We start from the raw sequence: 12726 nt of genomic DNA, 5'->3' as shown, positions 1-12726 counted from the left end.
TATTATTTCCAATGAATACAAGAAATTTATAATTATACTTTTCGTAAGTAGAAAGTAACTGGTTTAACATCTCAGAGTAATAGTGAAGATACAGGTTGGGGATGATAATTCCAACAAATTCACTTTTTCCATTAGCCAGTACTTTGGCGAGCTTATTTTCCTGGTATCCAAGGACATCCTGTGCATGAGCGATTTTTTCCTGATTTTCAAGAGTCAGAGAATCCGGATTATTAAAATATCTGGAAATGGTAGTTTTTGAAAAGCCTGTATAAGCGGCTATATCTGCAAAAGTTACTTTTTTCTGTTTCATGTAAATCCTCTTCCTTATAATGTATATTATCAGTATAGCAAGTGCATTGAAAAAAATCAAACAAAAAATAACTAGTTAAGTAACCGGTAACTTTTTCTTTGAAATCTATTGACAAGTAAGATCCTGGATAGTATTATGAATATATAAAGTAACCGGTTACTTAACTGGTTACGCAATCGTGAATCTGAAAGGAGAAAGCTATGAAGAAACGAACAGTAGGGGTACTGCTGGCAGCATTCTTTGCAATGGCATTGACGGGGTGTGGAGATAAACAGCCGCAACCAGGAGAAGTAAAGGGATATGACAAAGGCGAAGAATATCTTTCTATCTGGGTACATTCAATCGAAGACACAGAAGAAGGACAGTGCTACAGGAAATCTGTAGATGCATTTAATAAGAAATATGATGGGAAATATTTTGCAGATATTGAATTTATTCCACGAAATGACAGTGGTGGAGGCTATTCGGATAAGATCAATGCATCCGTGATGTCAGGAGATCTGCCGGATGTGCTTACTGTTGATGGCCCTAATATAGCGGCATATGCAGAGAACGGAATTATCCAGCCGCTTGCAAAATTAACAGACGAAGAAAAGAGTGTGTATCTGGATTCCATTATTCAGCAGGGAACGTATAATAACAAACTCTATGCGCTTGGAGCAATGGAATCCAGCGTGGGACTTTATTATAACAAAGATATTCTCGCAGAAGCGGGTGTAGAAGTTCCAGATGCAGATCACCCATGGACATGGAGTGAGTTCACAGAGGTGTTAAAGAAAGTACAGCCGGTAGTAGAGAAGAAAAAAGGTTATGCGCTGGATATGACTTTCCCGACAGGAGAAGCTACGATTTATTATTATGCACCGTTTTTCTGGTCAAATGGCGGTGACTTTGTAAGTAAAGATGGACTGAAGGTGAACGGTGTATTCAATTCAAAAGAGAATCTGAAAACAGTGAATTATTTTAAATCGTTTTTGGATAATGGATATATGTCTAAAGTACAGATTACAGACCTGTTCGAAAGCGGAAGAGCAGCATTTAAGTTCGACGGGGCATGGGAAGTAAATACAATCTATAATAACTATCCGGATGTAAACCTTGGAGTTGCACCATATGTAGTATCCGATAACTGGGATGGCGGAAGATATACACCAACCGGTTCCTGGGCATTTGCGGCATCATCAAAGACGAAGAAACTAAAAGGTGCGACAAAGCTGGTACAGTGGATGAGTGGTGTAGAAAGTGGAAAGCGCCTGTGGGATGAAAGTAAGAGTTTCCCATCTACATATGAAGCGTTTGAGAGCAGTCCGATTTTTGAAGAAGATGAGAATTACAAAGCCTTATATCATCAGCTCAGTAAATATGGACATCCAAGATCAAAAACACCTGTATATCCACAGGTTAGTGCATCGGTACAGGAAGTACTGGAAAATTCGGTGCTTACCGATAAAGATGCGAAGACAGAACTGGATAAATCTGTAGAAAGGATTAACGCAAAATTAAAGCGTTATGTGATGAAATAATGAAGAAAAGAACAGAATCCATTATGGGAATGGCGTTTTTTGGACCGGCACTTGTGTTACTTACGATATTTTTATTCCTGCCGATGATCCTGACATTGATTTTCAGTTTTACTGATTTCTTTGCTTTAAATCCGGGACTGACGCATTTTGTCGGACTGGACAACTATATTCAGATTTTTAAAGATGATGTGTTTTCACAGGCATTTTTTAATACCGTAAAGTTTGTGATCATTATTGTTCCGCTGCAGGGAATTGGAGCGCTTGTGCTGGCACTTCTGATTAATAAAGTGACGCATTGTAAGAAGTATTTCAAAGTAGCATTCTTTGTTCCGGTGGTCATGTCACTTGCTGTTGTGTCAACACTGTGGATCCAGATCTACAGCCCGGAAGGAATTATGAATGCAATCCTTTCTTTCTTTGGAATTGATGCACAGCCATTCATCAACAGTGCCAGTCAGGCACTTCCATCCATCGCGATCATGAGTGCATGGCAGGGAATGGGATATCAGATGATCATCTTCCTGGGAGGAATCCAGGCAATCAATCCGGCACTTTATGAAGCGGCCGAGATGGACCATGCAACACCGTGGCAGAAATTCAAGGACATTACCCTGCCGGAATTGAAACCATTGTGTGTGTTCGTTTTAATTACGATTACGATCGGAGCATTCCGTATGCTGGTACAGCCAATGGTTATGACCGGAGGAGGACCATCGAATTCAACGTATACGGTTGTGTATGATATATATGAAACAGGTACTGTTAACTGGGAAATTGGACTGGCATCTACAATGGCTATTGTATTCGCATTCTTTGTAATGATACTGACCGTGATCCAGACAATCGCAACAAGAGATAAGGAGGATCAGAATGTTAACAAAAAAGCAAAAAAGAAATAATTGGATACTGACGGTCGTACTTCTGATCGTATCATTGTTGTTCCTGTTCCCGGTTATCTGGATGCTGGCAAACTCATTTAAACCAGACGCGGCAATCACTGCTGATATGAACAGTATGGCGGCATTCATTCCACCGGCATTGAACGGAAATTTCTTTGAAAATTATGTATCTGTATTAACAAATACAGGATTTGTACGATATATGTGTAATACCTTGTTCTATGCAGCAATATTGATCGTACTTGGTGTAATTGTAAATGGACTGGCAGGATATGCATTGGCTAAGATTAATTTTCCATTCAGAGAACGCTGGCTTCTGATCATTATGCTTCTGATGATCGTACCGATGGAGACGATCATTACGATACATTTCCTGATCATTGCAAAACTTGGATTTCTGAATACGGTGCTTGGATATGTACTTCCAATGATCGTGAATCCGTTTAACATTTTCCTGTTCCGTCAGGTATTCCTGGGACTTCCGGATGATGTATATGAGGCAGCACAGTTAGATCACTGTGGACCGGTAAAATACTTTTTTACTATGGTTCTTCCAATGTCAAAGAGTGTAGTGGCAACGGTTAGTGTATTTACATTCCTGAATGTATGGAATGATTATCTGTGGCCGTCACTTGTATTTACATCCAGTGATCTTCTGACAGCACAGATTGGTCTGAATGCGATTACATCAAATGATAACACAACAACAGGACAGACCCTTGCAGTTATCACAATGGTAACAATTCCGGTCATTATTATCTATTCACTCTTCTCAAAACAGATCGTAGAGGGTGTAATATCAACAGGTTCCAAGGAGGGCTAAAAGATGAGCTTTATCGAATTTAAAAATATATGTAAAAAATATGCAGGAAACGATAAGAATTCCGTGACAGACTTTAACTTAGATATAGAAGAAAAAGAATTTATCGCATTTGTAGGACCATCCGGATGCGGTAAATCCACAACACTCCGAATGATCGCAGGATTTGAAGAGATTACAAGTGGAGACCTTTTTATTGATGGAAAACGTGTGAATGAGGTTGCACCGGCGGATCGAGGAATCTCTATGGTGTTCCAGAACTATGCACTGTATCCACATATGACGGTAGAAAAAAATATTTCTTATGGATTGAAGAACATGAAGGTTCCGGCAGATGAGATCAAGAAAAAAGTAGACTGGGCAATTGATATCCTGGGACTCGAAGAATATCGTTACCGTAAGCCTAAGAATTTATCAGGTGGACAAAGACAGAGAGTGGCACTTGGAAGAGCGATTGTAAAAGACCAGAAAGTCTTTTTGATGGATGAGCCACTTTCTAACCTGGATGCAAAACTGCGTGTCAGCATGAGAAATGAGATCAGTAAGTTACACAGAAATCTTGGAAGTACAACCATCTATGTCACGCATGACCAGGTAGAAGCCATGACAATGGCAGACCGAATAGTAATCATGAAAGATGGAGTGATCCAGCAGGTTGGTAAACCAATGGATCTGTATGAGCATCCGGTGAATAAATTTGTTGCGGGATTTATAGGATCTCCGCAGATGAATTTTTATGATGTGAAAGTAGACGGAAAGAAATTGATATTTGCAGATGGCAATACAGTGGAACTTCCGGAAGCAATTGCAAAACGTATTGCAGGATATTCAGAAGTTATCATGGGAATCAGAGGAGAAGATATCAAGTTCGATATAACTAATCTGGACGTTTATGGAAGTCATCAGAAAGCAGTTATTGACAATACGGAGATTATGGGAAATGAGAATAATCTGTATTTTGACTTCGGAGGAAGCGTAACGATTGCAAGAGTATCAAAATATGAAGTAAGCCAGGTGGGAGATGAGGTGGAATTTACCTTTATGCCACATAAGATGCATTTCTTTGATAAGGAAACAGAGCAGGTAATCGGAGCAGAATGATTTAGAATAGAAGAGGAAGAACGTATGCTTGAAAAAGCCAATGAATATATCAGACAGAATTACATAGATGAAAAAGAAAAACCATTATTCCATGTGACACCGGAAACAGGATGGATGAATGACCCGAATGGTTTCTCTGTATACCAGGGAAAAGTACATTTGTTCTATCAGTTCTATCCATATAAAACAGAATGGGGACCGATGCACTGGGGGCATCAGGTGACCGAAGATCTGCTAAAATGGGAAGCATATCCGGTAGCTATGGCACCTGATCAGGATTATGATCACATAGGATGTTTCTCGGGAAGTGCAGTAGAAGCTGATGGAAAGCATGTGCTGCTTTATACAGGAGTAAGCCAGAAAGACGGAAAAGAAATCCAGAATCAGTGTATTGCCATTGGAGATGGGAAGACTTATGAAAAATGGCAGGATAATCCAGTTATAAAAGGAGATATCATGCCGGAGAAATTTGACAGAAAAGACTTCCGTGATCCGAAAATATGGAAAAAGAATGGCAGATATTATTGCGTTGTAGGCAATCGCTATGAGGAAAATTGTGGGCAAATAGTCTTATTTAGCAGTGCGGACTATAAAAACTGGCGGTATGAAAAAGTCCTTTTGAGAAATGACGGAAAGAATGGAGATATGTTAGAGTGTCCGGATTATCTGGAAGTAGACGGGTATCCTGTAATCATTTGTTCTCCGCAGAATATGCATGCGCAAAAGTACGAATTTCATAACGGTCATAATTCCATTTATATTATTGGAGATGCAGAAAAAGAAACATCGGATTTTGCATGGGAGAAAAAGAGAAACCTAGATTATGGACTGGACTTTTATGCACCACAGACAACAGAGCTTCCGGATGGCAGGCGGATCATGGTCGCATGGATGAAGTCGTGGGATGCACGTGTCATGACAAAAGGACAGAAATGGCAGGGAATGATGACACTCCCAAGAGAATTAAAAATCAAAGATGGGAAAATCTGGCAAAGTCCGGTGAGAGAACTGGAAAAGTATAAGAAAAATCCAACCATCTATACAGAACAGAAAATTAGCGGACAGATGTCTTTGGATGGTATCAATGGCCGGGTGATTGACATGACGGTAGAACCTACGAATGTAGAAGGTAGGGAGTTCAAGGTAGATGTGGCACATAATGAAGAATATACAACAACATTTACATATTATCCGGAAAAACATCAGATTGAAATTGACCGGACCTACAGTGGTGTAAATGCAGATGTTGTCTGTGTGAGAAAGATAGAAATTGCGGAAAAACATCATGCGCCGAAACTACATTTTATCATGGACAGATATTCTGTAGAATTATTTATTAATGATGGAGAGCAGACGGCAAGTGTGGTCATTCCTACGCCATTGGAAGCAAATGAAATTATATTTACTAGTGATGAAGCGGCAACCGTTAATATTGAAAAATATGAGATAACATTCAATTAGAAGAGATAGTTTCTCATTCACCGATTGATGTCCCCGTGCATATCTTAATACAGATAGAACCGCCAAGGAGCAATCAGGATTATGGAGAATAAATTACCGTTCTATATGGCTTATCCGGTTCCGTTGCTGTATAATGATGACCGGAATGCGAGAAGAGACTATGACTATATGAAAAGCATTTACCCGGATACGGCGAAGAGAGTACTTCCTTATATGGAAGAGGAATGTGACAGAATGGAATATGACGGAAGCATGATGTATGATGAATATCCGGACCGCCTGCAGCTTCGTCTGATGTGCCGCAGGATCTATGATAAGGCGGAGAAGGAAGAAGAGAACCCGGGTGCCTGGCTTATGGATCTGATCGAGGTTATGACATATCAGGAACTTTGCAGGAGACGTGTGGAACATAGAGAGATACGTAAAAAAATATATTGATCTACAAGAGGGCATCTGGAAAAAAACTTCCACTTCGCCCTCTTGTGTGTTATACTGTGCGGTGATAAATGAATGTTTTCAGATGAAAAAGTCAGAACATAACATACAGGGGGGCACATCATGGCAGATAATAACATTATTTTTATCGGAATGCCGGCAGTCGGGAAAAGTACAGTTGGTGTGGTAATTGCAAAGAGACTGGGATACAAATTTGTAGACACAGATATTCTGATTCAGGAATCAGAAGGGAAACTTCTGAAAGATATTATTGCTGACGTTGGACCGGATGGCTTCCTGAAAGTAGAAGACCGGGTAAATGCACAGGTGAAAGCGGAACGTACCGTTATCTCGCCAGGAGGCAGCGTAGTATATTGTGAAAATGCGATGAAACATTATAAAGAAATCGGCAAAGTCGTATATTTACAGGCATCCTTTGAGACAATAAACAGCAGACTTAAAAATGCCAAAGGCCGTGGAGTGGTATTGCGTGACGGACAGACGCTCAAAGATCTGTATGATGAAAGAGTAAAGCTTTTTGAAAAGTATGCAGATATTACAGTGTGTGAAGATAATCAGAAGCTGGAAGATACGATTGAATCGGTATTAGATGCATTAGGGGAGTAAAAGTGCACAAGTATAGATAGAACAATTGGAATATGTTACAATAAAATTACATAACTGTAAAAAATATTTTACAATTGGAAAATTTGTGCTATAATAGGCGCGAACCCTTTTTAGGGGTTATATTGTGATGCAGAAATTTATGCACGAATTTTAGAAAAATTAGATTTAGAGATATTTAGAATTAGATAATTGAAACAGATTTGCAGAAAGATAGAATAGCAGATTAAGAATAGATTTATTGTAGATAGAGATTTATATAAATATTAATGAGGTGTAATTGATGGAACAGTATATTATTAAGGGCGGTCATCCGCTTGTGGGAGAAGTGGAAATCGGTGGTGCGAAGAATGCAGCACTTGCAATTCTTGCGGCAGCAATCATGACAGATGAAACTGTATTGATCGATAACTTACCGGATGTAAATGACATTAACGTACTGATTGACGCAATCGAGGGGATTGGAGCACAGGTACATCGTGTTGACCGTCATACAGTGAAGATTAACGGAGCCAGCATTAAGAATGTAGATATCGAGTATGATTACATTAAGAAAATCCGTGCTTCGTACTATCTTCTCGGAGCATTACTTGGAAAGTACAGACGTGCCGAAGTTGCACTTCCAGGAGGATGCAATATCGGAAGCAGACCAATTGACCAGCATCTCAAAGGATTCCGTGCACTTGGTGCAGATGTAGATATCGAACATGGCAAGATTGTTGCAGAAGCAGACCGTCTTGTTGGAAAACATATTTATTTTGACGTTGTAAGTGTTGGAGCAACCATCAATGTTATGATGGCAGCAGCTATGGCAGAAGGACTTACCATTCTGGAAAATGTTGCGAAAGAGCCGCACGTTGTAGACGTTGCAAACTTCCTGAACAGCATGGGAGCCAACATCAGAGGAGCAGGTACAGACGTGATCAAGATCCGTGGTGTACAGCGTCTCCACAGCACAGAATATTCTGTGATCCCGGATCAGATTGAAGCAGGAACATTCATGTTCGCAGCAGCAGCTACCAGGGGAGATGTAACGGTACTAAATGTTATTCCGAAGCATTTGGAAGCTACGATCGCAAAACTGGTAGAAATCGGCTGTGAAGTGGAAGAATTCGACGATGCTGTACGTGTCGTATCAAAGGGAGATCTTACAAGCACACATGTGAAGACCCTTCCGTATCCTGGATTCCCGACAGATATGCAGCCGCAGATCGGCGTGACACTGGCCTTATGTAAGGGGACAAGTATCATTACAGAGAGTATTTTTGAAAACCGTTTCAAATATCTGGATGAGCTTGCAAGAATGGGAGCCAATGTAAAGGTAGAAGGCAATTCCGCAACGATCGAAGGCGTGGCAGAATTCTCCGGAGCAAGAGTAAGTGCACCGGATCTTCGTGCAGGAGCCGCACTTTGCATCGCGGGTCTTGCAGCGGATGGAATCACAATTGTAGATGACATCGTATATATCCAGAGAGGATATGAAAGATTCGAAGAGAAACTTCGCAGCATTGGTGGAATCATCGAAAGAGTAGATTCTGAAAAAGCGATTCAGAAGTTCAAATTAAAAGTAGGCTAGATGATACATTTTCTTATATATGTCTATTGACAGTACAGGGAAAATAGAGTAAAGTCTTAGTCGTATCAAAAATAACTTAATAAAAGCAAACTTTCTCTTATTCAGAGCAGTGGAGATACAAAGGATCTGTGAAACTGCGGCAACCCCATTGTAGGAAGGTGCCAGCCTGAGCGAGTGATCGAACAATAAGAGGATTGGTTTATGAAGATATCAAACCGTCCACTTATATAAGTGGACGGTTTTTAAAACGCCATGCGTTCGGAAGAAGCTGCCGGTGGCAGGTTCTGGAGATACAGACAATCCCAAGAGAAAGAATGCAGGAACTGTTTTTTAGAAAAGAAGGAGAGAAAAGAACGTGGAAAGAAGATTATTTACGTCAGAATCAGTAACTGAAGGACATCCGGATAAAATGTGTGATCAGATCTCAGATGCCATTCTGGATGCATTGATGGAGCAGGATCCAATGAGCCGTGTTGCATGTGAGACAGCAACAACAACAGGTATGGTTCTTGTTATGGGTGAGATTACAACAAATGCATATATTGATATTCAGAAAATCGTTCGTGATACGATCAAAGAGATTGGATATACAAGAGGAAAATATGGATTTGATGCAGAGACTTGCGGTGTGATCACAGCAATTGATGAACAGTCTACAGATATCGCTATGGGTGTTGATAAAGCACTTGAAGCAAAAGAGCATACAATGTCAGAAGAAGAGATTGATGCAATCGGAGCCGGAGACCAGGGAATGATGTTCGGTTATGCTTCTGATGAGACACCGGAATATATGCCATACCCGATCGCACTTGCACACAAGCTTTCAAGAAAGCTTACAGAAGTAAGAAAGAACGGAACACTTCCGTACTTAAGACCGGATGGAAAGACACAGGTTACGGTTGAATATGATGAGAATGGTGTTCCGGCACGTCTGGATGCAGTCGTACTTTCGACACAGCATGATCCGGAAGTGACACAGGATCAGATTCATAAAGATATTAAGAAATATGTATTCGATGCAATCATTCCAGAGGGCATGGTAGATGAGAAGACAAAGTTCTTCATCAACCCGACAGGACGTTTTGTAATCGGCGGACCACACGGAGACAGTGGACTTACAGGACGTAAGATCATCGTAGATACTTACGGTGGAATGGCACGTCACGGCGGCGGGGCTTTCTCTGGAAAAGACTGTACAAAGGTTGACCGTTCTGCTGCTTATGCAGCACGTTACGTTGCCAAGAATATTGTTGCTGCAGGACTTGCCAAGAAATGTGAGATTCAGTTGTCTTATGCAATCGGTGTAGCACATCCGACATCTATCATGGTAGATACATTCGGAACAGGTGCAGTAGAAGATGATAAACTGGTAGAGATCGTTCGTGAGAATTTTGATCTCCGCCCGGCAGGAATCATTCAGATGCTTGATCTTAGAAGACCAATCTACAAACAGACAGCGGCTTACGGACATTTCGGACGTACAGATATTGATCTTCCATGGGAGAAACTGGACAAAGTAGAAGATCTGAAAAAATATTTATAGAAATTTTATAAAAGTTTATGGGTGCTTTGGTGTGAAGCACCCATTTTTCATGCTATAATTTTTTTTAGTGGAGGACAGATACATGAAGCTGAAAACGCGATTAGTTATAGCATTTTTTACGATTATTATTATACCGGTCCTTATGGCAGCCATGATGGTTTCAATGGTATGCCGCTATCAGATCGGAGTGGTGGAGAAGAATTATGGGATTACAGGAACGACGATTTCTGATTTTACGAATTCCATGCAGGTACTTGCACGTGTTACGGAGAAGCCGTATCATGAACTGAAGGATATGTCAGAACAGGCATCTGAGATGGAAGATGCGACAGAACTGGATCAGTTTAATAAAAAACTGGAGAATAAGAATGCATACCTGCTGGTGAGAAAAGACGGAACAATCGTATATACGGGCAGCGATGATGATCGTGTAAAAGCGGTGATCGAACAATTGCCGGGATATGGAGATACAGATACAACATCGGAGAACGGAATTTATCTTGGCGGAGATGCAGAAGCATTGGTAAAACAGGTAGATTTCAGATATGATGACGGCAATAAGGGAAGTGCGTTCATTGTGTCAGATGTATCCAATGTAATTCCGGAGGTTGGACAGTTTTTCTGCGAAATCCTGATTGGAATTGTAGTGATACTGATACTTACTTCGGCAGCTCTTATTATATGGATTTACCGTGCGGTTATGGGGCCGATCGGCAAGATGCAGACAGCGGCGCAGAATATCAAGGATGGGAATCTGGATTTTGAGTTGAAACCGGAGGCTGACGATGAACTTGGAAAACTCTGCCAGAGCCTGGAAGAGATGAGAGGACGCCTGAAGGAAAGTGCCGAAGAAAAATTGAAATATGACAAAGAAAGTAAAGAACTGATAAGTAACATTTCACATGATCTGAAGACACCTGTGACAACGATCAAAGGTTATGCCGAAGGAATTATAGATGGTGTTGCAGATACACCGGAGAAGATAGACCGGTATGTCAGAACAATCTACAATAAAGCGACAGAGATGAATACGCTGATCAATGAGCTGACATTATATTCTAAGATCGATACGAATAAGATCCCTTACAATTTTAATATCGTGTCGGCGAATGAATATTTCAACGACTGTGCGGATGACCTGTCGGTTGAACTGGCAGCACAGAATGTAGGATTTGGTTATTTTAATTATGTAGAGAAGAATGTACGGATCATTGCAGACCCGGAGCAGGTAAAACGTGTGATTCACAATATTGTCAACAATTCGTTGAAATATATGGACAAACCAAAGGGAATGATCAATCTGCGTGTCAAAGATGTAGGAGATTTTGTACAGATTGAACTGGAAGACAACGGAAAAGGAATTGCAGCAAAAGACCTGCCGAATATCTTTGACCGATTTTATCGGACCGATGCGTCGAGAAATTCGTCCACCGGAGGAAGTGGAATCGGTTTGTCTGTAGTAAAGAAGATTGTAGAAGAACACGGCGGTAAGATCTGGGCAACAAGCAGAGAAGAGACCGGAACGACAATGTATTTTGTACTAAGAAAGTATCAGGAGGTACCAGTCAATGAGTAAGATATTAATAGTAGAAGACGAAGAAGCAATTGCAGATCTGGAACGGGATTATCTGGAACTGAGCGGGTTCACCGTAGAGGTTGCAACTGACGGAGATATAGGACTTCAGAAAGCACTGAACGAAGATTATGATCTTCTGATCCTGGATCTGATGCTGCCGGGAACAGACGGATTCGATATCTGCCGTCAGGTGCGTGATGTGAAGAATACACCGATCGTGATGGTATCTGCGAAGAAAGATGATATCGATAAGATCAGGGGACTGGGGCTCGGTGCGGATGATTATATGACAAAGCCGTTTAGTCCAAGTGAACTGGTGGCGAGAGTAAAAGCGCATCTGGCAAGATATGACCGTCTGACCGGAAGTGCGGCAGAGAAGAATAAAGTGATCGAGATCAGAGGACTGAAGATTGATACAACTGCAAGACGTGTGTGGGTGAACGGAGAAGAACGTACATTTACGACGAAGGAATTCGACCTGCTGACATTCCTTGCGAGCCATCCGAACCACGTATATTCGAAAGAAGAGTTATTCCGGGAGATCTGGGATATGGAGTCCATCGGGGATATCGCAACGGTAACGGTGCATATCAAGAAGATCCGTGAGAAAGTGGAAGTGGACACATCCAACCCGCAGTATATCGAGACGATATGGGGTGTTGGGTATCGGTTTAAAGTATAAAAATATAACAAAATATTTTGAAATGCAAAAACCCCCCGGAGGTGTACCATGGTATGCTCCCCGTCAAGAGGACAATAAAAAATAATAAATTTTTGTATCGTCAGCCATGCTATGGCTGGCGATATTTTATGCTGCTTTTGTATATTGCTCATGATATTTCATTGGTGTCATTACAT

Annotated in this window: 12 protein-coding genes and 1 riboswitch; of the genes, 11 read left to right on the top strand and 1 reads right to left on the bottom strand. The window is 41.0% G+C overall.

The genetic code is table 11. From position 1 onward, the window contains the following. Positions 1-310 (bottom strand): LacI family DNA-binding transcriptional regulator (locus tag NCY30_RS13800; protein WP_250818820.1); only part of this gene is annotated, 310 nt, incomplete at its 3' end. Positions 311-510: 200 nt separating this feature from the next. On the opposite strand from NCY30_RS13800, the gene NCY30_RS13795 reads away from it, so the two are divergent. The 11 genes from NCY30_RS13795 to NCY30_RS13745 all read left to right on the top strand — a co-directional run bounded on the left by NCY30_RS13795 (position 511) and on the right by NCY30_RS13745 (position 12550). Beyond that, positions 511-1833: an ABC transporter substrate-binding protein gene (locus NCY30_RS13795; protein WP_022415067.1), complete on the top strand. Its 1323-nt coding sequence runs from the start codon at positions 511-513 to the stop codon at positions 1831-1833. Next, positions 1833-2732: a carbohydrate ABC transporter permease gene (locus NCY30_RS13790; protein WP_006428715.1), complete on the top strand. Its 900-nt coding sequence runs from the start codon at positions 1833-1835 to the stop codon at positions 2730-2732. The genes NCY30_RS13795 and NCY30_RS13790 overlap by 1 nt, the downstream gene beginning before the upstream one ends. Continuing rightward, positions 2704-3555, top strand: coding sequence for a carbohydrate ABC transporter permease (locus NCY30_RS13785; RefSeq protein WP_250818819.1), 852 nt, complete (start codon positions 2704-2706; stop codon positions 3553-3555). Before NCY30_RS13790 ends, NCY30_RS13785 begins: the two co-directional genes overlap by 29 nt. A gap of 3 nt (positions 3556-3558) precedes the next feature. Next, a complete protein-coding gene (locus tag NCY30_RS13780; RefSeq protein ID WP_055181351.1) occupies positions 3559-4653 on the top strand; it encodes an ABC transporter ATP-binding protein in 1095 nt (364 codons plus the stop codon). Between the two features lie 24 nt (positions 4654-4677). Continuing rightward, complete coding sequence (locus tag NCY30_RS13775; protein ID WP_195369515.1) at positions 4678-6114, top strand: glycoside hydrolase family 32 protein; 1437 nt, start codon at positions 4678-4680, stop codon at positions 6112-6114. An 81-nt stretch (positions 6115-6195) separates the two neighbouring features. Beyond that, positions 6196-6552 carry a hypothetical protein gene (locus NCY30_RS13770; protein ID WP_028086626.1) on the top strand — a complete coding sequence of 119 codons (357 nt, stop codon included), beginning with the start codon at positions 6196-6198 and terminating at the stop codon, positions 6550-6552. A 120-nt stretch (positions 6553-6672) separates the two neighbouring features. Then, positions 6673-7176, top strand: a complete 504-nt coding sequence (locus NCY30_RS13765) for a shikimate kinase (protein WP_006428710.1) — start codon at positions 6673-6675, stop codon at positions 7174-7176. A gap of 280 nt (positions 7177-7456) precedes the next feature. Then, positions 7457-8749 carry a UDP-N-acetylglucosamine 1-carboxyvinyltransferase gene (locus NCY30_RS13760; RefSeq protein ID WP_006428709.1) on the top strand — a complete coding sequence of 431 codons (1293 nt, stop codon included), beginning with the start codon at positions 7457-7459 and terminating at the stop codon, positions 8747-8749. A gap of 94 nt (positions 8750-8843) precedes the next feature. Beyond that, positions 8844-8941, top strand: a riboswitch (SAM riboswitch). A gap of 163 nt (positions 8942-9104) precedes the next feature. Then, complete coding sequence (gene metK / locus NCY30_RS13755; RefSeq protein WP_055181347.1) at positions 9105-10292, top strand: methionine adenosyltransferase; 1188 nt, start codon at positions 9105-9107, stop codon at positions 10290-10292. An 82-nt stretch (positions 10293-10374) separates the two neighbouring features. Continuing rightward, the gene (locus tag NCY30_RS13750) at positions 10375-11868 is read left to right on the top strand and encodes a HAMP domain-containing sensor histidine kinase (RefSeq protein ID WP_055181346.1); all 1494 of its coding nucleotides are present in this window, start codon (positions 10375-10377) and stop codon (positions 11866-11868) included. Beyond that, the gene (locus NCY30_RS13745; RefSeq protein ID WP_055181344.1) at positions 11861-12550 is read left to right on the top strand and encodes a response regulator transcription factor; all 690 of its coding nucleotides are present in this window, start codon (positions 11861-11863) and stop codon (positions 12548-12550) included. The genes NCY30_RS13750 and NCY30_RS13745 overlap by 8 nt, the downstream gene beginning before the upstream one ends. The last annotated feature ends 176 nt before the right edge of the window (positions 12551-12726 follow it).

It is taken from the genome of Dorea sp. MB18-49 (genome assembly GCF_023669465.1).
GTDB classification, from domain to species: domain Bacteria; phylum Bacillota; class Clostridia; order Lachnospirales; family Lachnospiraceae; genus Dorea_A; species Dorea_A longicatena.
This window is presented reverse-complemented; position numbering and strand designations above follow the sequence as displayed.